The organism is Halobacillus salinus (assembly GCF_004684905.1).
GTDB classification, from domain to species: domain Bacteria; phylum Bacillota; class Bacilli; order Bacillales; family Halobacillaceae; genus Halobacillus; species Halobacillus salinus.
This window is the reverse complement of record NZ_SRJC01000004.1, coordinates 180,582-201,267: the sequence shown is the minus strand read 5'-3', so window position 1 is coordinate 201,267 and position 20,686 is coordinate 180,582. Positions and strand designations below refer to the sequence as shown.

Here is a 20,686-nt window from a genome sequence, read left to right as displayed (position 1 = left end):
TGAAAAATGGATCGGTGGTTGCTTCAATGGACATGGTGTAGAATAAGGATATAATTCGTTTAAAGGGGATGAAAGGGATGGAAACCATTCACGTGAAAGAGAGAATACCACAATCGAACAGGCCGCAAATCGCCGTAATAGGGGCATTCGATGGACTCCATCTCGGTCATCAACATATCCTGGACACGGCTCGTACCTTTGTCACGGACCACATCGAACTAGCGGTTTACCAGTGGCCGGGTTCTGGCGGTCTTACTTCTTATCAAGACCAGGTCCGGTTGCTGTCAGAATTCGGAGTTGACCGTTTTTATCATTGTATCAAACCTTTTTCGGTTGACGAATTGCAGGCAGAACGTCTGATTGTCTCAGAATCGATGGCAGACCAGGTGGGCGACACCGACATTCCGGTGACAGTCGTACCTGATGCCAAACATCAAGGCGAGCCGATTACGAGTGAACGTATCCGTACCCTTGTCACAGCTGGGAAGATGGAAGCGGTCCAGTCGATGCTAGGGCGTCCCTTTGAAATAACCGGTGTAGTTGAAAAAGGGGAACAACTAGGCAGGCAACTTGGTTTTCCTACATTGAACCTCGGTCAAATTGAGGAATATGTCGAAGTGAAGCCAGCGGTCTATCTAGGAACGGTACAAGTGGATACGGATTACTATTATACGTTGATCAGTGCTGGATATCGTCCTACAGTAAATGGGGATTCTTATAAAGTAGAAGCGTATATCATGGGCTTCTCCGGCAATTTATATGATAAACAAGTTTCGGTGAAATTCCTACGTCATTTGAGGGACGAAACCGACTTTCAAGGGTTGGATGTACTTGTTGAACAAATGAAGCAAGATGAACGGTATGCACGAGAGATTTTAGGCTTAACTTAACGATAGAAAGGAGTATGTGTCCCATGGGGATTGTCGTCGTCGAGATTTGTGATGGTAATTTGATTACCGAACTAGATATCGAGAGCATCATCGAGTCCGATTACCCAGAAGTGGCCGTACTCATGAACGAATGCCTCTCCTTCTGTGGAATGTGCGCAGTCAGGCCATACGCCATCGTCAATGGTTCCCGTGTTTTCGGTAAGACATCAGAAGAGGCACTTGAAAAAATCCGCACGAAAATCGAAGAAGAACTAGCATTTTATGCTGAATAAGAGGAGTACGCTATGATCGATTCACTACTCAACAGCTTCCGTCTGCCAAAGAAGGAAGCGATGTTCCGCTTGAACCGAAAAGGCATCACCCACACAATTGGTTATCTTTTCTTACTTCTCGCTGTTTTGTTCCTACCGGATATGATCGGCACCATCATCCGTTTGGAATCTGATTTGACGGAAGTTTCGAGAGGGCTTTATCTCGCGCAGGTCTTTGTCTTCTATCCATTATTGATTATATTCCTCATCATCGTCGGTGTTTCGATTTTTGCAGGCGCTGCGATGGTGATGAAAAACGTCATGGGAAGGAAACTCGCCTACCAGCAGTTGTGGAAGATGTCCGCCTATGCTTCCACCATACCGCTGATTTTGAGCGTCTTATTGAAAAATTTGGCAGTATCTGATTGGATCAGCGCGGTATTATTCATAGGGATTTTCACCTTTTTAATTTTCCGGATGATCCGGATCTATCCGAAGGCACCGACGAAGTGAGTCGGTGCTTTCTTAATGAGCAAAATACCGGCATTTGGAAGCTTACATGTGGTACGATTTCAATGTATTCTCACAAAGAAAGGGAGTCTTAAATATGAAAACAATGTCGCTACATAACCAAGTAGAGATGCCACAACTTGGTTTTGGTGTTTGGCAAGTCGAGGAAAATGAAGCGGTACCTGCCGTCACAAAAGCCTTCGAAACAGGTTATCGTCACATTGATACAGCAGCTATCTATGGTAACGAAAAACAAGTCGGCGAAGCAATCAAGCAAAGCGGACTAGGCCGTGACGAAATCTTCATCACGACAAAAGTGTGGAACGCAGACCAAGGCTACGACAACACAATCAAAGCGATGGAAACAAGCCTGGACAAACTAGGTCTTGATTATGTCGACCTGTACTTGATTCACTGGCCGACTCCTGAATATGACGATTATGTCGAGACTTACAAAGCACTTGAACAGTTGCAAAAAGACGGCAAAACGAAAGCGATCGGCGTCTGCAACTTTGATATCGAGCACCTGGAGCGCATCATGGAAGAGTGCGAAGTGAAGCCGGCTGTCAACCAAGTCGAGTGCCACCCGTACCTTGCGCAAAATGAACTGAAAGAATTTGGTCGTAAGCACGGCATCCACATAGAAGCATGGAGTCCCCTCATGCAGGGAGGCGAAGTCTTGAAAGACGACGTCATCACATCCATCGCAGAAAAACACGAGAAGACACCAGCACAAGTCGTCATCCGCTGGCACCTACAGAGCGATGCAATCGTGATTCCGAAGTCTGTCACTCCTCATCGCATCGAAGAAAACTTTGACGTGTTTGATTTCGAACTGTCTACAGAAGACATGGAAGCGATCAATCGATTAGACCGAAACGGTCGTAAAGGTCCGAAACCATCTGAAATGAATGTACGATAAATATTGTCGGCGGCTGGCATCTTGCTAGCCGCTTTTTTCTTGAAATTAATTAGGCGAGGAAAAGAAAAGCCCCCACATCCAAAACCACTCCATAAGAATAAAATCCTCCGAAAATGGGAACATTTGACGAAGAAAGGAGACAGCGATATGAGAATCCGATTCGGCTATGTATCTCATGCCCTCTCGCTTTACGAAGCCACACCAGCAAAGACGATGACCTTCGCGAGGTATAAGAAGCTTGACCCTGACACACAAATTCAAGAGCTCGAGCGTATTACAGAGCGGAATCTGCAAAATACGCTGAGAAATCTCCATTTTAACTTGGCGAACGAACTACCTTTGTATCGTTTTTCTTCATCGATTGTTCCGCTTGCTACGCATGATGAAGCACCGTGGGATTATATTACGCCGTTCCAGTCTTTGTATGAGGAAATTGGTTCTCTAGTCCGGAAGCATAGACTGCGTACAAGCTTTCATCCCAATCAGTTCACTTTATTTACAAGCGATAAGCCTCACGTGACAGAGAATGCAGTAAAAGATATGGAGTATCATTATGCGATGCTTCAAGCAATGGACTTACATGAGGAGAGTCATATCAATATTCATGTGGGAGGCGCGTATGGGGATAAAGAAAAAGCGACTGCAAGGTTCCACGAGAATCTGAAACAGCTCAAAGATCCTATCAAGCGGCAGATGACACTCGAGAATGATGATAAAACCTACACAACAACTGAAACGTTATCTATCTGTGAAAAGGAACAAATCCCGATGATGTTTGATTATCATCACTTTATGGCGAATCACAGCGAGGATGAATCCTTGTCAGAACTGTTGCCGCGTTTTTACGAAACGTGGAGTCATATGGGTGTCCCGCCTAAGATCCATCTTTCCTCTCCGAAAAACGAGAAGGAATACCGTAGCCACGCTGATTATGTAGACTTAGAATTTATCCGTCCTTTACTGAAAGAGCTGAAATCACTGGATCAACCCGTAGACGTGATGGTGGAAGCGAAAGCGAAAGACGCTGCTGTTCTTCGCATCATCGAAGACATTGCGGGTATTCGTGGTGTGAAGCGAAGGTTCGGTGGAGAAATAGATCTATAAAAAACGACTGTCTCCTTGAGCAGTCGTTTTTTAGGATAAGATTTTTTTAGCTTCTAAGAAACGTTGTCCTCCTGTAAAGAGTTCGATGGCAAAGAAAGCCATAGTGGACCACCAAAGGAAGTCTGGAAATAACAGCATAATGCTGAAGAAGATGAATCCTTCCGTACGCTCGGCAGCACCGGCCTGGTAATAGAACGATTTCATACCTGCTTTTTCTGAAACCGTTCCGACTACTAAAAAGATGGTCATCGATACGATAATCGAGACACTCAATAGAAGAAGTGGCCATAGGACTTCAGGGTGTACATAGGCTATGGCCACAATCATTCCGATTTCTACAATCCGGTCAAAAGTAACGTCCATGACGGTTCCGAATGGGGAGGTCTTCGTGTGGCGAGCCATCGTTCCATCCACGGCATCGAGAAATCCTGATAACCAAAGCATGACTACAGCTAGGATGGGAAGTCCCCAAACATATAAAAAGCTAGTAGAGACTCCGATTAAGAGAGCCACTACGGTAATTTGGTTAGCTGTTCTTCCGCGGTTCAAAAAGTAGGAGGCCGTGCGGTCGATAGAAGGTTGTACATATTTTCTGGCATGGGTATCTAACATCTGTTCACCTGCTTTTTCATAAGTATTGCCGTTTAAGACTATACCTATATCTCAGCGAAGTAAAACATGAGAACACCGCCAAAGCATACTGAAGGGAATTTTTTGGATTGGAAACGGTGGAAAGAATTAATAGTGAAAGAATTCTGCCTTTTATGTTAACTTATGTATCGTAAAGTTAATAGGGAGGTAAAACATCATGAAAAAACTTCTAGTCTCAGTCTTCACCCTCGCTAGTTTAATAGGAGCGGCTACACCGGTATCTGCCGATCAACCGGCGAAGCACACCGTTCAGAAAGGTGATTCTCTATATGAGATTGCCAACGATTATGGAATTTCAAGCCATCAGCTGATGGCCATCAATAATAAAAGAAGTCATACCATCTATCCAGGGGAAACGATAGAACTCCCTGTAATGCCGAATGCTAATGAGAAAGACTTGCTATCAAGACTCGTTGAAGCAGAAGCGAAAGGAGAGAGTTATGCAGGTAAAGTTGCCGTTGCGACGGTTGTTCTAAATCGCGTGGAAAGTGAACTCTTTCCAGATTCTCTCCGTGGGGTTATTCTCCAGGAGTATCAATTCACTCCAGTAAGTAACGGACAGATCAATAAGCCTGCCAGTCAGGAATCTAAAGCTGCAGTAGAAGAAGCACTGGACTACCAAGGTTATGATAATGAGTCTCTATTCTTCTACAATCCAGATAAAGCATATAGTGCTTACTTGAGTGCAAAAGAAGTGACGACCGTTATCGGCGACCACGTATTCTTAAGGTAATAAAAAGGCAAGCGGAGAAAATCCGCTTGCCTTTTTTTATCCCGTTTTTTCATCGAATAGTTCCACGTTCTTTTTATCCGTTTTCTTCTTGTAGACCCTGTTTACGTAGTCATCTGTAAGGTCTGCGACCTCCTTATGCAAGAAGAGGAGTGGAATGATATTGGTGAGTAAGACGAAAGCAAGAAGCAGATCAAGGAACTGCCATACAAACTCCAGTCCACCAATAGCACCAACGAAGACAGAAAGAATATACACAATCCGCATGGCTTTAGCGACTTTTGGTCCAAACAAATACTCTGCTTGTTTCTCGCCGTAAAAAACGAGTATTCCAATCGTAGTGATTACGAAGAACAGAAGGAAAACGGAAATGAAGCTGCTCCCAAAGGCATCACCGAGCTCATTACCGATAGCGACGTTGATCATGTTGGAAGCATCTGATCCGTCCACTTGTCGCCAAGCATCCGTCACGAGAACGGTCAGGCCGGAGATTGTACAGATGACGATCGTATCAATGAACACACTGAAGATTCCCCATAGTGCTTGTCTGGATGGATGATCTGTTTTCGCAGCGGCGTGAGCGATTGGGGCTGTTCCGAGACCGGCTTCGTTCGAATAAAGTCCTCTTGCAGTTCCCCATCGAATAGCCTGTGCCACTCCAGCACCTGCAAAACCTCCCGCTGCCGAGACAGGCGTGAAGGCATGGGTGAAGATCAATCCAAATACAGCCGGTAGCTGTTCAATGTTTGCGAAAATGACATAGAGACAGACTCCCAGGTAAATGATGACCATGCCTGGCACCATCTTGTCTGTGACATTAGCAATCCTCTTAATCCCGCCGAACACCACAAGGGCAATGGCAGCACAAATGATGGCTCCTGTTATATAAACCGGCCAACCAAAGGCTCCCTCGGTCTGTGTTGCGATCGAGTTCGACTGAACCATGGTACTTGGAATGAGTTCAATCATGAGGAAAAAGGCGAAGGCACTAGACACCCATTTCCAGCCGAGGGCTTTCTTTATGTAATACTGTGGCCCTCCGACCCAAACATTCTTATCATTTGTTTCTCGGTATTTCATCCCCAATAAAACCTCTGAATATTTCGTTGCCATTCCAATCAAAGCAACTACCCACATCCAGAACAAAGCACCTGGACCGCCTAAGGAAATCGCAATTGGAACTCCGACGATGTTCGTCGCTCCTGCTGTTGAAGCGAGTGCGGAAGTGAATGCCTGGAACGGAGTGATTGTTCCCGTTTGTTCTGTCTTTTTGAAGATTTGGCCGATGGTCTGGTGCAACACATGGCCGAAAAAACGAATTTGAAAGAATTTAATGCGAATCGTGAGGAATATTCCACCTAATATCAGTAGAATAGCGAGCGGATAAGTCCATAGAAAGTTGGATGCTGAAGCAAGACAGTCTTGAAATGAACTGCAGGAAGCGCCCAAATTCATCCCTCCTTTGAGTGATATTAACCATATATTCCCTTTTAATACAGTTTGAAACAAAGAAAAAAGACCTATTTTCCTTTTGTTTAGTAAATGAAATTAAAATTCAGCTTCACAAATGGGGAGCATTACACTATACTAACAACTGTATTAATAATAATAGTACAGTTAATACAGTCCCACCGAGGAGGTGCGTACATGTTCGAATTGGACATCAGAAGTCGTAAGCCGATCTACGAACAACTTGTAGAGAAGCTGAAAGAATTGATCATCAATGATGTCTTGAAGGGAGATGAGAAACTTCCTTCGGTCAGAGAACTGGCACAACAAATGACCATCAATCCAAATACGATACAAAAGGCCTACCGCGAGCTCGAATCGCAGGGCTATATTTATTCACAAAAAGGAAAAGGGAGCTTTGTGCATCCCGTTGAAAAGTCGGAAAACAAAGAGGAGTTGAACAAAGTGCGTGAAGAGCTGAAAAAACTTTTCGCAGAAGCGATCTATCTTGGTATTACCACCGAAGAGATCCAGGCAATGCTCCGCGAAGTCGAGGGAGGGGAACCACATGATTGAAGTCCAGGACGTAACAAAATCGTTCGAGAAGGAGCCTGTTCTAAACAATGTTAGCTTTACGGTGAAACGTGGATCTATTTATGGGCTGCTTGGGTCGAACGGTGCCGGTAAAACGACTTTGTTGCGCACAATCGCAGGGATTCTTAAGCAACAATCTGGGGAAGTGAACGTGCTCGATCAATCGGTGTTTGAGAATGAAGATGTGAAGCAGAAACTGATATTTATGCCGGATTCTCTCTATTTTCTACCCCAATACACAGCACGCCAGATGGCGAGCTACTATCAAGAAATATTTGATTCATGGAATGAGGATAGATTCCAAAAGCTGAAAGCCGTCTTCCAACTAGATGAGAATAAAAAAATCAGTAAGTTCTCTAAAGGGATGCAGCGTCAAGTGGCTTTTTGGTTGTCCTTGTCTGTGATGCCTGAGGTACTTGTGTTGGATGAGCCGTTTGACGGACTGGATGCTGTGATGCGTCAAAAAATCCGGAATCTGTTGATCCAGGATGTTGCCGACCGTGAAATGACGATCTTGATTTCCTCACACAATCTACGCGAAGTAGAGGACATTTGTGATCATGTCGGGATTTTACATAAAGGCGAAGTTCTTCTTGAACGTGAACTGGATGATTTGAAATCAGACTTCCATAAAGTTCAGGTTGCTTTCAAGGAGGACAATAAGGAAATCCTGCATGAGCAGCTGGATATTTTACATCACACAAGTAGAGGCAGTGTGCAGCTGTATATCGTAAGAGGGGCAGAATCACAAGTGAAAGAAACCATTCAAGCATTACAACCTGTTGTGTTCGACCTTCTTCCACTGACGCTCGAAGAAATTTTCATTTATGAATTAGGAGGTGCTGGTTATGCCATCGAGAACATTCTTACTTAAGAAAGAATGGATGAAACAGGATTTTCGTAATGTTGGATGGATCAGTATCGTCTATTTTGTGGCACTTGCCTTTCTTGTACCTTTACAGGTTGCGATGAAAGTCGATGATACGGCGCGCCTTATGCCTGTTGACCAAGGGTTGTTTTCTTCGATGTTCAGCTATGAGTTTCAGGTGATTCTATTATTCTTGATGCCTGTCCTCATGTCTGTCTTCCTTATGCGCTATATGCATGTGAAAAGTTCTTCGGACTTCATGCATAGCTTACCGATTCGCAGAGAGAAGCTGTTCAACCAGCGTGTAGTCTCTGGTATTGTACTGGTTCTAGCTCCAGTGCTATTGAATAGTCTACTCTTACTATTGTTTTATATAGCGACCGATGTATCCTATTTTTATTCTCTTACTGAACTAGGGTATTGGACGTTGCTTATGGTTATTATCTCTTTACTTGTGTTCATGTCAGGGGTGTTCGTCGGTACATTAACTGGTCTGTCTGCTGTACAAGGTGTGTTGACATATATTCTATTATTCTTTCCTGCCGGGATTTACTTAATAGTAGGCTTCAATGTCAGTTTGATGGTTTCTGGTTTTTCAGCTGATTATTTCGCAGAGCAGGGAGTGAATAATTTATCACCGTTGATGGATTTGTTCAATTTTTCTCCAGCGATGCAGAATCAGACAGAACCGCCTTCTGATTATGGAATGCTGTTGATCTACCTCGTAGCTGCGATCATCTTTTATATCCTGGCGTTGTTCACGTATAAAAAACGCGCCTTGGAAACAGCTGCCCAAGCACTTTCTGTGAGCTGGCTGAAGCCGATCTTCACGTTCGGAGTCAGTTTCTGCACCGCTTTAGCATTTGGGGTTTATTTTGCAGAGACGGCGTTCAGCTTCACATGGTTGATCTTCGGATATGTGTTAGGTGGTAGTATCGGTTTCCTATTATCCACGATGTTACTAGAGAAGACTTGGAGAATATGGCATAAGCAAACCGCCAAGAGGTTTTCCATTTATGCTGGTGCAGTAGCTATTGTTCTACTGGTTGCTCCACTTGCTATGCTGCCATCTGAAAACTATGTACCGAACCGTTCAGAAGTCGAAAGTGTCTATCTAGGTAATCATTATTTCGGATACGAAGAGTACCAAAGGACCGAACGAGATGTTTTGATGACGTCAGATGATGCCATTGAAAAGACAATAGCTTTACATGAATCCTTGATTGACGAGTCTCGTCCGCTATCAGAAGGGGGCCGCAATCAATTCATTATGTATCGCTTGAATAACGGTAAAGAAGTATATCGCCAATATCAGGTAGCAAATCAAAAAGTAGAAAAGGAATTAGCAGCTGTGATGGAGACCGAAGCGTATAAGGAGCTTACCTATCCAATCATGCAGCTGACCTCAGAGATGGTTGGCAAATCTGGGTTGATCATTGAACCGAGACTTGTAACGGTTTCAAACGTGAAGCTTACTGAGTCAGAAGACGTATCGCAGTTTCTCGAATCTGTTAAGGAGGATCTATATAACCTTACGTATGAAGAGATGAACGAAACGAAAGGACAACCGAGCTACGTTAACATTCTGAACGACCCTAACCCGTACGATAACAATTCTATTTCGTATGGCTTGAGCATCGATCAGTCGTATGCTCAAACCATTTCCTGGTTGAAGGAGAGAGAGTTATACGACGACGCCTTCCTTGAGGCAGATGACATTGACCGAATTGAATTCTATCGCTGGGAGGATGGATACAACCATCCTGATGAAGCGTGGAGCACCATACAAGATCAGGAGGGTGTCGACAAACTGTCTGTTTCTGATGTACCTAAGATTGAGAAGGCACTTCAATCAGAGCAAGAATGGCAGAATATAAAGTACCTGATGGCTATCATTCCGAATAATGAAACCGAACCGCGACTACTTGGAATATCGGAAGCACCAGCGTACGTGAACGATCATTTTAATGAATAAGGGAGATAGATGAAGATGGACAGTTATTTCAATACCCTTTATGCCCGTTACTATCAGCGTGTTTATTACGCTGCCTTGAAAGTGACGAGAGATTCGAGTTTGGCTGAAGATATCCTTCAAGAAACGTTTATGAAAGCTTATGACAAGCTACATGAGGTGAAAGAGGAGGGAAAGGTCGGAGCTTGGCTTTCGACTATTGCAACCCGTAAAGCGATAGACTTATTAAGAAAAGAGAAACGACATGTTTATCTACCTCTAGAAGAGTTACCTTTTTCAGAACCATCAAGTGGTGTGGAAGAACTGGTCGAGCTTCGCCTTCAAACGAAGGAAGCTATCCAACTGATTGCTGCACTTCCTCCTAAACTGCGGGTTGTTTTGAAACTCGGTTGCATGGAAGGGAAAAGTGAGAAAGAGATAGCGGAAGCGCTCGATTTGACACCTGCTTGCGTGAAGTCGCGTATGTATCGTGCGAGGATGGCTCTAAGAAATTTATCTCAGCACAGTCATACGGCATAATTGGGGTATGGAATAACTGTTCTTCTAGAAGCCTTGTAATAGAGGCTTCTTTTTTTATTTCGATAGAAACAAACTGTTTTGGAATATTCCACATAGCGTGGACGGAGAGGCTATATCCCTCCGTTAAGGAATATTAAAAACCGCACCTGAACTCAGGCGCGGTTTCTATTTATGATACAGCAGGCGTTGGAGTAGGCTCAGCGTAGCCTTCTTCGTAAGCCGCATCGATATCATCACGTATCTCTTTAATTGATTTCCCGTCTTGATAATCGATAATGGACTGTGCTGCAATTTCTAAACAAGCTGCACATTTCGTTGCGTGGTCGTCCCATACGACAGCACCTGATTCCTGGTTCTCATGAATAAAGCAGTCGTAGTTGTTACGATGGCCGACACTATCTCCGCACCCGCAGTAGCAAGGGATTTGCTCTAGTAACTCCTGGCTTTGTCCGACTGCTGTATATAGAAGCTGCATGTCTTCCGGTTTTTCATCTAAAAAGGAAGGAAGTTCAGCTGCACTAGCTGTTTCCTCGCGCAAGTCTCCATGTCCTTCTGTATGACTCTCCTCTTCATTGGAAGCACAACCGCTCAATACACTTCCGGCTATCAAGAAAACGATGATCCAGCCTTTCATTTTCAAATGTACGCACCCTCTCTATTTTTCTACTAATATCGTATAGAGGGAGAGTGAAAGTTGCAATCGTTTCTTGAAAAGTTTCTACATTTAGACATATTATTTTCCGAATGATGACAAGAACTTCACACGATCTCCCATTGGAGGAATGTTGTCATCGACTAAAGCCACTTCGAGCACCGCAGGACCTTTCGTGTTAAGTAGGGTTGATACGGTATCTGAATTCAGATCATCCATCGAATCGATTCTGGCAGATGGGATGCCGAGCGTTTCTGCCATGGCTGTGATGCTTACAGGTTCCTGAGCAAAAGTCTGGTGTACGCGCTTATATTGAAGGGCGTGACCATGGTGGACCATTCCTAGTCTTGCATTGTTCATGACAACAAATAGAACGGGGATACCATACTCTTTAGCGGTCAGTACTTCCATTCCGTGCATGAAGAAGCATCCGTCCCCAGTAATGCTGACGGTCGGACGATCGGGGTCGGCTAGTTTGGCGCCGATAGCACTGCCGATGCCGCTACCCATCGCACCGAAGTGTACGTTAATATCAAACGCATCATATGTCGGTACCTCCATGTGGTGAATGACGTAAGCCATAAACTCCCCTATATCAATCGTGTAACGCGTCGTTTTCGGAAGCATGTTCTGTAAACTCATCAATACGTTACGTGTATTATACTCGGTATCCAGTTCTATCTCCTGATGCGCGGGCGTTTGTATTTTGTTTCGTTCCCGCCCCCGATTCTTAAGCCCGGTATTCAATGCAGATACGGTTAAATCCATTTCTCCATGAAGGGCGAGGTCGACGGGGTACTTCCTGTTAAACACACATGCATCGAAGTCTGCTTGGATCGTGTACCGATCTTCATTGATGTGCGGATTATAGTTGTTTGTCGCTGTTTCCCCTAAGCTTGAGCCTAAGATCAGAACCGTTTCCGCATCCCCTTCATGAATGAAGGAAGAAGCGGACTCATGACCTGCAAAGCCGAATATCCCCTTCAGCAGCGGATGGTCACTTGGGATCAGCCCTTTTGCCTGAGGGGAGGTAATGATTGGCCAGTTCAACGTTTCTGCAAGCTCAATCACATCATCGACTGCACCGCGGATACCTTGCCCTGCAAAGATATAACCGCTCTCGCTTCTTTCTAGAGCAGTTACGGCCTCTTGAACAACTGCATCATCGGGAATCAATCGGGTGCGGGCAGGAAACGTCGGCAACGATTGGAAAGGCACGGACGATAGCTGTACATCGATCGGCATCGCAATATGAACGGGTCCTGGGACACCTGAGAGTGCAATCTCCACTGCTTTGTGAATCTCTGGCAGTAAATCTTCTGCCCGGTCCACCCGCGCGCTGTATTTTGTCACAGATTGATAGATAGGATCAGCATGCAACTCTTGTGAAGCATTCAAGCCTACCGTCTCAGTCGGAACGGCTCCTGTTAAAAATAAGACAGGCAGGTGTTCACGCATAGCGTTTGCAGCGCCGGTGACCAAGTTGGTACCACCTGGTCCACTGCTCCCGATGCAGACGCTGAGCGAGCCGGAGTACTTTGCGTACGCCGCGGCCATATAAGAGGCGGCCCCCTCGTGCTTTGTCACAATCGGCGTGATAGAAGGCGTATCATATAATTCATCAAAGAAAGCATTCACAGAACCAGCAGGAATTCCAAAAATATAAGAGACATCACCAGACACTAAATAATCTAAAACAGCGCGTACAGATTTCATTACTTCACCTCTCGGAAATTATAGTGGAAATTCTATCCAAAAACGCATCAGCAGGAATAGGGGGGCTGAAATAATATCCTTGAATCAAATGGCATCCTTTTTTGTGTAAACATTGCGCCTGTTCTTTTGTTTCTACTCCTTCTGCGATGACATGCAGGTGGAGGTTCTTGGCCAAGGAGATGATGGTATCTGTAATAGCAGAATTGTTCGTAATATCATCGATGAATGACTTATCGATCTTCAATGTGTCCACAGGCAGATCCTTTAGGTAAGCAAGCGAAGAATAGCCGGTGCCGAAGTCATCAATGGAAATTTGTACACCGAGTCGCTTGAGGTCTGCAATCGTTGCTACCGTTTGTTTTGTGTTGTGTATGATTAAATTTTCTGTAAGCTCCAATTCGAGAAGCTCAGGCTTCAGACCCGTGTCCTCTAATATGCCTGAGACTGTTTCGACAAGGTTTCGCTGACTCAGTTGCTGTGGAGACAGATTGACCGACATCACCATAGCTTTGAAGCCCAAGTCGTACCATTCTTTTCGCTTTCGGCAGGCTTCCTTCAATACCCATCTACCAAGCTTCGTAATAGCGCCCGTTTCTTCTGCCAGCGCAATGAACTCTCTCGGTGGAAGCAGTCCGTAAGAGGGGTGTTCCCAGCGAACTAAAGCTTCCATTCCCATCACTTCTTGGGTGCGCATATCGACTTTCGGTTGATAATGCAGAACAAATCCTTCCTCACGCTCCAGTGCTTTGAATAGTTCATTCTCAAGCTTTATTTTCATGAGGGAGTCTGTGTCGATGTCATCGGAATATACTTGATATTGATTGCCGGTCCGTTCTTTAGCGCGATACATGGCGGCATCGGCGTGTTTCACTAATTGTTCTCCGTTCAATCCATGATCAGGATACATACTGATACCGATACTGCTCTTGATCGTAATTTCTTGGTTATGAATGTGAAACGGAGCAATGAATATTTTGATGATTTCCTCCGTATAAGCTATGGCTTCCTCTAAATGTTCAACGCTCGGAAGCAAAATGACGAACTCATCGCCGCTTTGCCTGGATACAGTCGCTTCTTTAGGTAGAACAGCTCCCAATCTGTCGGCTACTAGTTTCAGTACGGAATCACCGAAGCTGTGTCCGAAGGTATCGTTGATTTGCTTGAAGCGATCCAAATCCAAGAACAGGACCGCAAGTGATCGTTCTTGGGTCTCTGCATATGCCAGCGCCTGGTTAAGGCGGTCTTGGAACAGAGTTCGGTTCGGAATGTTCGTCACACTGTCATAATAGGCGTGATACTTTATCTTTTCTTCCATTTGTTTTCTTGCTGTGATGTCCTTGAACGTAATGACGTACCCGACGATTTGTTGATCTATTTGTTGAGGAGTGATCATATATTCGGCTGGGAAAGTTGTGCCATCTTTCTTAGCAAATGTTCGTTCTAACCGTTTATGAAACTGCATCCCATCTTGGATGAAGGGGTGAGAGCTTTCTTCGTCTTCTTGCGTCACATTGAATACTTCGTACAGCGAGTTGCCTCGTACGTCTTCTGTGATCTGATAGCCGAGAATACGTTTGGCAGACAGATTGGAAAACGTGATGTTCCCGTCTAAATCCATTCCAAATATTCCTTCACCAGCAGAGTCTAAAATCAATTCCTTTTCTTTACTGACCTGCTTCAAATCCGTGAAAGCTTCTTCTAGTTCTTCTTTTTTCTTACGTACTTCAAAGGTTCGTTCCTGAATGATCAGTTCTTGTCTTTCCATATAGATTAGGTTGGACAAAACCGGTGCTGTAGCATCTACTATGGATTCTGCTAACTGCATAGCTGATTTCGAGTAGTTCGAGTGGCTTCCGTCGAAGTCCGCCACGGCGATAGTACCGAGAACGTCTCCCATGGAAATGAGGGGGAGCATATAAAGGCCTTTGATGTTGAAGTGACGGCAAACATCGGAATCTGGGCGTGGATCCTCGAAAACGTCCGGAATGAGGACAGATTCCTTTTTCTTGAGGACATCTTGGAAGAGCGCATCGTCTCGAAAGTTGACTTTCAGTTGTTCGTGTTCTTTTTTCCAAGCTTCCTCCGTCCATACACTGTTTGCACTTAGGTTAGATGGCTTAATCTGCCTTTCTGCTAATGGATCTAGGAAGTGTGCGGCAATGTTGTGGTTTCCAAGTACCTCTCCGACATTCTGGAAGCAGATGTCCAATGCTTCCCGGATGGAGGAGCTTAACGAGAGTTCCCTCGTGACGTTCAACAGGAGTTGTTTCTCAGAAATGAGGATTTCTTTGCGGCTCAAGTTATTCGCATTTCGTATGGCTACTGCAGCCATATTGATATAAGCCTGGATCGATTCTACTTCTGATTCGTTCAAGTTCATCGGAATGCCGTAGTCGAATAGAAAAGCGAGCCCATATAAATGGTTTTCGTACTTGAGAGGGGCGACGAGCAAGGAACTGATCTTGAATGCTTCTATCGCTCTCCTGTCAGGTCGGTCGTCCTTTGAAGTGTCAGGGATATATACGGTCTCTCCCGTTTCGATCACTTCTTTAGCGAGCCGATCCTGTTCAGGGTCCACTACGTGCATATCCAATGTCATCCCATTGATCGTCTCTGGCTTTCCGACGTATCCGCGGTAAGTGCCGTCCTCTTGAGGTAAATAAATGCCGACCGAATCACATTGGACAATTTCTTCGGATATGGCTGTTACAACATGTCTTAGGACTTCGCGTAAATCGAGCTTTGTATTAATTAGTTTGGTGATTTGCGCAAGGCGGGAATACCTTGATTGTTCATCAGCCACGACAAAAACCTCCAATGTTCGTTATATTACCAAAACTTCGACATTATCTGGGATATTCCTTCTTAAAAAGGTATATTTTTCACTCATCAAAATAAATAGCACTTAAGGCTAGCTTAAGTGCTATTTATTACCATTATAGATAAGAGAGGACCGTACCACCTGCAACTCCAATCAGCACAATCGCCCATGCGGGGACTTTGAAGAAGTGTAAAAGTGCGAATAAGAAGGCGGCTAACGCAAAGTCTCCACCATCTTCTATGGAGCTTGTGATGACTGGATCATAGAAGGCAGCGAGTAGGATTCCGACTACGCTAGCGTTTACGCCTGTTAATACCCCTTGGAATGCAGGTCGCTTTCTCAGTTCATTCAAGAACGGCAAAGCGGCGAGTAGAAACAGGAAGGATGGTAGGAATATTCCTGCTGTCGCCACCACGGCACCTGCAACGCCTTCAATCATCGTGCCCAGGTAACTGGAGAACGTGAATAAGGGACCAGGGACGGCCTGTGCCATGCCGTATCCAGCAAGGAATTCGTTTGCCTCAAGCCATCCTGTCGGGACGACTTCCCGTTCAAGCATCGGTAAGACGACGTGACCTCCACCGAATACAAGCGAGCCGACACGGAAGAACGTATCAAAGATCTGCATCAATGCGTGGTCAATATTGCGCGCGAGAATGGGTAGTACAATAAGCAGCCCTGTTAAAAGGGAGAGAGAAGCCACACCGACTTTTTTAGAAAAGGTAACGGGAAACGGCTGAACCTTCGACTCTTGCATGTTCGAGAACATCTTCAACCCGAACAATCCTGCAGCTAAAATAATCAGAAGCTGCATCCAGGCAGAAGGGTAGAGTAGTAATATCGTAGCTGCAATCATGGCAATCAGTATCCGTGGTCGGTCTGGTGTCAGCTTTTTACCAAGCCCGATGACAGCGTGCAGTACGACCGCAGCGGCAACTACTTTCAAGCTATGGATAAAGGGAGCATCTGCTAAATCAAACGACTGATACATGAGTGCAAACAATACTAGAATAATAATCGACGGCATCGTAAAACCGAACCAAGAGACGAGCCCGCCTAGAAATCCGCCGCGCAGCATGCCGATGGCAATCCCCACCTGGCTGCTCGCTGGTCCGGGCAAGAATTGGCATAATGCAATGATATCAGCATACGTCTTATCGTCGATCCACTTTCTCCTATCAATATATTCATCTTTAAAGTAAGCAAGGTGAGCTACCGGACCTCCGAACGAGGTCAGGCCTAGTTTCGTAGATGCCTTCAAAATCTCAAGTAATGACCCTTGGGGTTTACTCACTATGATTCCTCCAATCTTCTTCCAATACTTCTGAGGCGAGTTCGCGAACTTGTTGTTTTGCTTCCTCCAATAGTTCACGACCTTCTTCTGTAATGACATAATATTTCCGTACTTTACCGTGAACATTTTCTTCGTATTTATGAAGGAACCCATTACTGTGCAGTTGCTTCAGTGTCGGGTATAAGGTTCCTGGGCTGATGTTGTAACCGTGCGAAGCGAGTTCTTCCATAAGGTACGCGCCATAGATCGGTTCAACGTCCGCGTGGTAAAGGATGTGGATTTTTATCGATCCTAAAAAGAAGTCTCGTAACAACGATTTCCCTCCTCATTATCGAAATTCGATATCATTATACGATATTGATGGGACATGCACCAGTGGAATAATCAACCTTTACAAAGACTTATCAATCCCCGTATACTATTGATAATGATTCTCATTTCTAATTAAGGAGCGAGCCTGATGAGTGAATTATATGACGTAACGATAATCGGTGGGGGGACGACCGGTTTATATACAGCCTTTTATAGTGGTATGAGAGAGTTGAAGACGAAAGTAATCGAGTATCAGCAACATACAGGAGGGAAAGTCTCGTTCTTTTATCCAGAGAAAAGAATTTATGATGTCGGTGGATTCCTCGGTGTGACAGGAGACGAGCTTGTACAGAATGTAGAAGACCAAGCAAGATTCGTAGACCCTGAGATTGTTACAGGGGAGAAGATCGTTTCTATAGATAAGCAAGAAGATGGCACCTTCGTGTTGACCAATGATGCCGGTCAAAAGCATCATTCGAAGACGGTTATTGTAGCCTCTGGTATGGGAACGTTCGAGATGGAGCCTTTGAACGTAGGTGACCGAGCGTCTTATGATGACTATATCCATTATACGATTCAACGTAAAGAACAATATAATAGAAAGAAAGTAGCCATCGTCTCGGATAGCAGAGTAGGCATCGATTGGGCGCTCGCACTGGAGGGCATTGCGGAGGCGGTCGAGCTGATCAACAGGGGAGCAGACTTCAAAGGGACTTCTGAACAGGACCTTGAATCCCTTCGTGCAGCGGATGTGCGCGTACATCTTAGTAGTAAGGTTGAAACGTTAGAAGGGGAAGGGAAGCTACAGCAACTCAAACTCGAGAATGGGGAAGTAATGGAAGCGGATGATGTACTTGTATATGAGGGGTTACATATCGATAAGAGTATGTATGCCGAATGGGGACTAGATACGGAGAAAGGAAGAATTCCGGTTGAGCCGGATATGCGAGCCAATATCGACGGAATCTTCGTCGCTGGGGATGCAGCGGTTTATAATGGCAAAACAATGTTGATTGCCTCAGGCTTCAATGAAGCAATGGCTGCCGTTAATAGTGCAGCGAAATATTTGAATCCCAAAGCTGCTCCGCAAGTTTACAGTACGGTCATTTACAAAAATCGTTGATAAGAATTGAAAAATCCGAACTCCTTTGAATCGTGAAACAGATTCATGGGGGTTCGGATTTTTGTATTTCTAGATGACACTGTTCTTAATGGAGTTAGAATCAAGAACATCTGGGTCCGCTACAAAGTTGATAGGGACATTAACAGGAGAAATGTCTCCGTTCTGATCCCCGAAACCTTGGTTCCTCTTAGTAGATAAAAAGATGTCCGCTTGCTGAACCGCTGCAAAGCTAATGAAGGATGACCGTTCTATTACATTCACTTTAAACCCAAGAATATTAACGATTGACGGTGCAAACATCATATACGGGTTTCATCCCATACGCTTCTCTTCTCTTTCTCGAAAGTCGTTGGAGAGTCAATCAGGTCGCGGTCATCCACCTGAGATTTCGTTTCCATAAAGGCACTACCGTCCCCGAAGCTTTGCCCAAAACCCTGGTTCTTTTTATCAGAATTATGCCAGTCGGCTAATACGTTCTGACCAACATTTACGGCAGAGGCATTTTCGAACGAATTAATTTTGAAATTGAAAATATTAATGACAATAGAAGGTGTAACCAATCCGATTCCCCCTTTATAACCTCAATATATGCCGTTGTTCTACGTTTATGAGGATATTTGACGGGAGGTGTAGTCATGGACCCCAAGCAATTCAAGGAATGGATGGAAGTAGCTCAGTCTTTTCATGGACAGGATTTCTGGAAAAAGATCTTCGACGATCAGTACGGTCGAGAAATGATGGAAGGGGTTATAAACGAAACGCAACCGTCCCAGCAGACAAACCAAGCAGCATCAGAAGATAAAGGCTTTCCTAAATATGAGTTATTTAAGAATAGAGATTATTTCGTGGTTGTCATTGAGCTTCCTGGCGTACAGAAAGGGGACGTCGATCTTTCGTTTACCGGAGATCAATTGCTCGTAAGGGGAACGATTCCTTCTTTAAGAAACCAACTGGAGTTGGTTCACTCAAACCGTCATGTTGGAGAATTTGAACGGACCATCCATTTGCCAGACTCCCCCGATCAATCTGATATTGAAGCACAGTTCAATAATGGCTTATTACAAGTGAGAATCCGACGCTCAAGGTCCAATTTCACCCCCATACAAATAAAATAAGAGGCCGGTCGAAATGGCCTCTTCTGCGTTATTGATTGTCGGAGAAGTCTATATCAATCACTTCTCCAATAGGCTTATGGACAAGCACTCTATCTCCTGACTGTTCACCAAACCCTTGTTGTTTCTTGTTCGTGACATAATGTTTCGTTTTGACATTTTGTCCGAATGAAATAGAACACTGGCGCTCCGCATTATTGACCTTAATATTCGGCATATTGATGTTGGTGGGGAGAAATTTCATAGATTCCAGCACCTTCCGTACATATTTTTTCAAACACACAATAGACTCATAAAAGGACAAGCTTCTCGGGAAAAGGAGGTAACAATGGGCTTCCTTAATTTATTCAAGTCAAAGCTAAAAGAGAAGGAAGAAATTGAAGAATTGCAGAGGCAATTAGCTATGATCCATACCGAGCTTGAGAAATTACAAAAGCGAGAGAGCCCACGTCCGGCTGAAACAATGTACATTGTTGAGAAATTAAATGTAGAGCGTTTGCGAGTCGATAAATTCGAATTGCACAACAACTTCGGAGCTCTAGGCATCAAAGAGCTTAAGGGGAAGCTTAATATTGGCGCAAACTATGGCTACGATATTCCTGATGATGTAGGGGAATTGCTAGAGAGGAAAGACAAGGAAATCGAAGACGCCAAGAATATGAAAAGGAGAGTCAAAAAAGAAGCAGGTACGTCTCCTAAATTAAACCTTAATCCAAAGCGTGACCTTTAACGAATGAGAAGAGAAAAAGCTTCCTACTAAGAGGAAGCTTTGCTGAATGAAGGGTTTCTGACTCCTGCTTCGATATAAGACCGCACCAAGTACCAAGAACCTTCTTCAAAACGGAACGTATCAAAGAATAAATTGGACGTAGGAAGTAGTTCTCCGTCTAGAAGGATAGACACCCAGAAGGCAGCCTGCCATTCGTTTTCCTTTATCTGCGTCACAGAATGATCGGTGTAGATCCATTCCATGTCCTGATCGGCAAAATAATCAAATGCCTGGCGCCAGCCCTCCACAGACTCCGCATACCCGTAATCGACCATCTCTCCGTCTCGAACCTCCCGAGCGGCGAAGTCCTTGTGGATCGTCTCTTTCAAAAAGTCTAAGTCATGCTCACTAGCCCGCTTCTTAAAAGCATCAAAAAACGAATAAAAGCTCACAGTAATCCCCTCCATCTCATTCCTTCGACAAAATG

General features: G+C 44.6%; 24 protein-coding genes. 13 read left to right on the top strand and 11 right to left on the bottom strand.

The genetic code is table 11. The features are described 5' to 3' along the window. Window positions 1-77: 77 nt before the first annotated feature. From E4663_RS15335 to uvsE, 5 genes are all read left to right on the top strand, one after another. On the top strand, window positions 78-890 hold the full coding sequence (locus tag E4663_RS15335) for a riboflavin kinase (RefSeq protein WP_135328278.1): 813 nt from the start codon (window positions 78-80) through the stop codon (window positions 888-890). A gap of 23 nt (window positions 891-913) precedes the next feature. Continuing rightward, window positions 914-1,162, top strand: coding sequence for a YuzB family protein (locus tag E4663_RS15330; protein ID WP_135328277.1), 249 nt, complete (start codon window positions 914-916; stop codon window positions 1,160-1,162). Between the two features lie 12 nt (window positions 1,163-1,174). Next, on the top strand, window positions 1,175-1,654 hold the full coding sequence (locus tag E4663_RS15325) for a DUF1189 family protein (protein ID WP_135328276.1): 480 nt from the start codon (window positions 1,175-1,177) through the stop codon (window positions 1,652-1,654). A 94-nt stretch (window positions 1,655-1,748) separates the two neighbouring features. Then, complete coding sequence (locus E4663_RS15320) at window positions 1,749-2,573, top strand: aldo/keto reductase (RefSeq protein ID WP_079477270.1); 825 nt, start codon at window positions 1,749-1,751, stop codon at window positions 2,571-2,573. A gap of 147 nt (window positions 2,574-2,720) precedes the next feature. Further along, window positions 2,721-3,677 (top strand): UV DNA damage repair endonuclease UvsE, encoded by a 957-nt coding sequence (uvsE, locus tag E4663_RS15315; RefSeq protein WP_135328275.1) that lies wholly within the window; start codon window positions 2,721-2,723, stop codon window positions 3,675-3,677. A 30-nt stretch (window positions 3,678-3,707) separates the two neighbouring features. Here uvsE and E4663_RS15310 read toward each other — a convergent pair whose 3' ends face one another. Further along, on the bottom strand, window positions 3,708-4,289 hold the full coding sequence (locus E4663_RS15310) for a CDP-alcohol phosphatidyltransferase family protein (protein ID WP_079477267.1): 582 nt from the start codon (window positions 4,287-4,289) through the stop codon (window positions 3,708-3,710). Window positions 4,290-4,485: 196 nt separating this feature from the next. Between E4663_RS15310 and E4663_RS15305 the strand changes: the two genes are divergently transcribed. Beyond that, entirely contained in the window at window positions 4,486-5,061 is a 576-nt protein-coding gene (locus E4663_RS15305; RefSeq protein WP_135328274.1) for a cell wall hydrolase, read from the top strand. Between the two features lie 36 nt (window positions 5,062-5,097). Here E4663_RS15305 and E4663_RS15300 read toward each other — a convergent pair whose 3' ends face one another. Beyond that, window positions 5,098-6,507, bottom strand: a complete 1,410-nt coding sequence (locus tag E4663_RS15300) for an alanine/glycine:cation symporter family protein (RefSeq protein WP_241657220.1) — start codon at window positions 6,505-6,507, stop codon at window positions 5,098-5,100. A 198-nt stretch (window positions 6,508-6,705) separates the two neighbouring features. Between E4663_RS15300 and E4663_RS15295 the strand changes: the two genes are divergently transcribed. The 4 genes from E4663_RS15295 to E4663_RS15280 are packed head-to-tail and all read left to right on the top strand — an operon-like array spanning window position 6,706 to window position 10,460. Then, window positions 6,706-7,083, top strand: a complete 378-nt coding sequence (locus E4663_RS15295) for a GntR family transcriptional regulator (protein WP_135328272.1) — start codon at window positions 6,706-6,708, stop codon at window positions 7,081-7,083. Continuing rightward, on the top strand, window positions 7,076-7,975 hold the full coding sequence (locus tag E4663_RS15290; RefSeq protein ID WP_135328271.1) for an ABC transporter ATP-binding protein: 900 nt from the start codon (window positions 7,076-7,078) through the stop codon (window positions 7,973-7,975). Before E4663_RS15295 ends, E4663_RS15290 begins: the two co-directional genes overlap by 8 nt. Further along, entirely contained in the window at window positions 7,950-9,944 is a 1,995-nt protein-coding gene (locus E4663_RS15285; protein WP_135328270.1) for a DUF6449 domain-containing protein, read from the top strand. Before E4663_RS15290 ends, E4663_RS15285 begins: the two co-directional genes overlap by 26 nt. 15 nt (window positions 9,945-9,959) lie before the next feature. Further along, a complete protein-coding gene (locus tag E4663_RS15280; protein ID WP_158290516.1) occupies window positions 9,960-10,460 on the top strand; it encodes an RNA polymerase sigma factor in 501 nt (166 codons plus the stop codon). Window positions 10,461-10,629: 169 nt separating this feature from the next. Here E4663_RS15280 and E4663_RS15275 read toward each other — a convergent pair whose 3' ends face one another. From E4663_RS15275 to E4663_RS15255, 5 genes are all read right to left on the bottom strand, one after another. Continuing rightward, the gene (locus E4663_RS15275) at window positions 10,630-11,094 is read right to left on the bottom strand and encodes a PCYCGC motif-containing (lipo)protein (protein ID WP_135328268.1); all 465 of its coding nucleotides are present in this window, start codon (window positions 11,092-11,094) and stop codon (window positions 10,630-10,632) included. Window positions 11,095-11,193: 99 nt separating this feature from the next. Then, window positions 11,194-12,828 (bottom strand): thiamine pyrophosphate-binding protein, encoded by a 1,635-nt coding sequence (locus E4663_RS15270; protein ID WP_135328267.1) that lies wholly within the window; start codon window positions 12,826-12,828, stop codon window positions 11,194-11,196. Window positions 12,829-12,832: 4 nt separating this feature from the next. Then, window positions 12,833-15,631, bottom strand: a complete 2,799-nt coding sequence (locus tag E4663_RS15265) for a sensor domain-containing phosphodiesterase (protein ID WP_135328266.1) — start codon at window positions 15,629-15,631, stop codon at window positions 12,833-12,835. Between the two features lie 133 nt (window positions 15,632-15,764). Further along, window positions 15,765-16,943: a chromate efflux transporter gene (gene chrA, locus E4663_RS15260; protein ID WP_241657219.1), complete on the bottom strand. Its 1,179-nt coding sequence runs from the start codon at window positions 16,941-16,943 to the stop codon at window positions 15,765-15,767. After that, window positions 16,936-17,256: a PadR family transcriptional regulator gene (locus E4663_RS15255; RefSeq protein ID WP_079477256.1), complete on the bottom strand. Its 321-nt coding sequence runs from the start codon at window positions 17,254-17,256 to the stop codon at window positions 16,936-16,938. The genes chrA and E4663_RS15255 overlap by 8 nt, the downstream gene beginning before the upstream one ends. A 147-nt stretch (window positions 17,257-17,403) precedes the next feature. On the opposite strand from E4663_RS15255, the gene E4663_RS15250 reads away from it, so the two are divergent. Continuing rightward, entirely contained in the window at window positions 17,404-18,378 is a 975-nt protein-coding gene (locus tag E4663_RS15250; RefSeq protein WP_135328264.1) for an NAD(P)/FAD-dependent oxidoreductase, read from the top strand. 69 nt (window positions 18,379-18,447) lie between these two features. Here E4663_RS15250 and E4663_RS15245 read toward each other — a convergent pair whose 3' ends face one another. Together E4663_RS15245 and E4663_RS15240 are read right to left on the bottom strand one after the other, a co-directional pair. Next, the gene (locus E4663_RS15245; RefSeq protein WP_135328263.1) at window positions 18,448-18,681 is read right to left on the bottom strand and encodes a hypothetical protein; all 234 of its coding nucleotides are present in this window, start codon (window positions 18,679-18,681) and stop codon (window positions 18,448-18,450) included. Then, a complete protein-coding gene (locus E4663_RS15240; protein ID WP_421803861.1) occupies window positions 18,678-18,938 on the bottom strand; it encodes a hypothetical protein in 261 nt (86 codons plus the stop codon). The genes E4663_RS15245 and E4663_RS15240 overlap by 4 nt, the downstream gene beginning before the upstream one ends. A gap of 75 nt (window positions 18,939-19,013) precedes the next feature. Here E4663_RS15240 and E4663_RS15235 point away from each other — a divergent pair, with 75 nt between their 5' ends. Then, window positions 19,014-19,493 (top strand): Hsp20/alpha crystallin family protein, encoded by a 480-nt coding sequence (locus E4663_RS15235; protein ID WP_135328261.1) that lies wholly within the window; start codon window positions 19,014-19,016, stop codon window positions 19,491-19,493. A gap of 28 nt (window positions 19,494-19,521) precedes the next feature. Here the strand turns inward: E4663_RS15235 and E4663_RS15230 are convergent, their stop codons facing one another. Then, window positions 19,522-19,734 carry a hypothetical protein gene (locus tag E4663_RS15230; RefSeq protein ID WP_135328260.1) on the bottom strand — a complete coding sequence of 71 codons (213 nt, stop codon included), beginning with the start codon at window positions 19,732-19,734 and terminating at the stop codon, window positions 19,522-19,524. A gap of 84 nt (window positions 19,735-19,818) precedes the next feature. Between E4663_RS15230 and E4663_RS15225 the strand changes: the two genes are divergently transcribed. After that, the gene (locus tag E4663_RS15225; protein ID WP_135328259.1) at window positions 19,819-20,220 is read left to right on the top strand and encodes a hypothetical protein; all 402 of its coding nucleotides are present in this window, start codon (window positions 19,819-19,821) and stop codon (window positions 20,218-20,220) included. A 26-nt stretch (window positions 20,221-20,246) separates the two neighbouring features. On the opposite strand, the gene E4663_RS15220 is transcribed toward E4663_RS15225, so the two are convergent. Next, window positions 20,247-20,651 (bottom strand): flavoprotein, encoded by a 405-nt coding sequence (locus E4663_RS15220; protein WP_135328258.1) that lies wholly within the window; start codon window positions 20,649-20,651, stop codon window positions 20,247-20,249. Between the last annotated feature and the right edge of the window lie 35 nt (window positions 20,652-20,686).

Bases quoted from the DNA above. Each gene is read 5' to 3' on its own strand.
- E4663_RS15335 (WP_135328278.1), top strand. From the start codon at position 78: ATGGAAACCATTCACGTGAAAGAGAGAATACCACAATCGAACAGGCCG.
- E4663_RS15330 (WP_135328277.1), top strand. From the start codon at position 914: ATGGGGATTGTCGTCGTCGAGATTTGTGATGGTAATTTGATTACCGAA.
- E4663_RS15325 (WP_135328276.1), top strand. From the start codon at position 1,175: ATGATCGATTCACTACTCAACAGCTTCCGTCTGCCAAAGAAGGAAGCG.
- E4663_RS15320 (WP_079477270.1), top strand. From the start codon at position 1,749: ATGAAAACAATGTCGCTACATAACCAAGTAGAGATGCCACAACTTGGT.
- uvsE (WP_135328275.1), top strand. From the start codon at position 2,721: ATGAGAATCCGATTCGGCTATGTATCTCATGCCCTCTCGCTTTACGAA.
- E4663_RS15310 (WP_079477267.1), bottom strand. From the start codon at position 4,289: ATGTTAGATACCCATGCCAGAAAATATGTACAACCTTCTATCGACCGC.
- E4663_RS15305 (WP_135328274.1), top strand. From the start codon at position 4,486: ATGAAAAAACTTCTAGTCTCAGTCTTCACCCTCGCTAGTTTAATAGGA.
- E4663_RS15295 (WP_135328272.1), top strand. From the start codon at position 6,706: ATGTTCGAATTGGACATCAGAAGTCGTAAGCCGATCTACGAACAACTT.
- E4663_RS15290 (WP_135328271.1), top strand. From the start codon at position 7,076: ATGATTGAAGTCCAGGACGTAACAAAATCGTTCGAGAAGGAGCCTGTT.
- E4663_RS15285 (WP_135328270.1), top strand. From the start codon at position 7,950: ATGCCATCGAGAACATTCTTACTTAAGAAAGAATGGATGAAACAGGAT.
- E4663_RS15280 (WP_158290516.1), top strand. From the start codon at position 9,960: ATGGACAGTTATTTCAATACCCTTTATGCCCGTTACTATCAGCGTGTT.
- E4663_RS15275 (WP_135328268.1), bottom strand. From the start codon at position 11,094: ATGAAAGGCTGGATCATCGTTTTCTTGATAGCCGGAAGTGTATTGAGC.
- E4663_RS15270 (WP_135328267.1), bottom strand. From the start codon at position 12,828: ATGAAATCTGTACGCGCTGTTTTAGATTATTTAGTGTCTGGTGATGTC.
- E4663_RS15250 (WP_135328264.1), top strand. From the start codon at position 17,404: ATGAGTGAATTATATGACGTAACGATAATCGGTGGGGGGACGACCGGT.
- E4663_RS15245 (WP_135328263.1), bottom strand. From the start codon at position 18,681: ATGATGTTTGCACCGTCAATCGTTAATATTCTTGGGTTTAAAGTGAAT.
- E4663_RS15235 (WP_135328261.1), top strand. From the start codon at position 19,014: ATGGACCCCAAGCAATTCAAGGAATGGATGGAAGTAGCTCAGTCTTTT.
- E4663_RS15230 (WP_135328260.1), bottom strand. From the start codon at position 19,734: ATGAAATTTCTCCCCACCAACATCAATATGCCGAATATTAAGGTCAAT.
- E4663_RS15225 (WP_135328259.1), top strand. From the start codon at position 19,819: ATGGGCTTCCTTAATTTATTCAAGTCAAAGCTAAAAGAGAAGGAAGAA.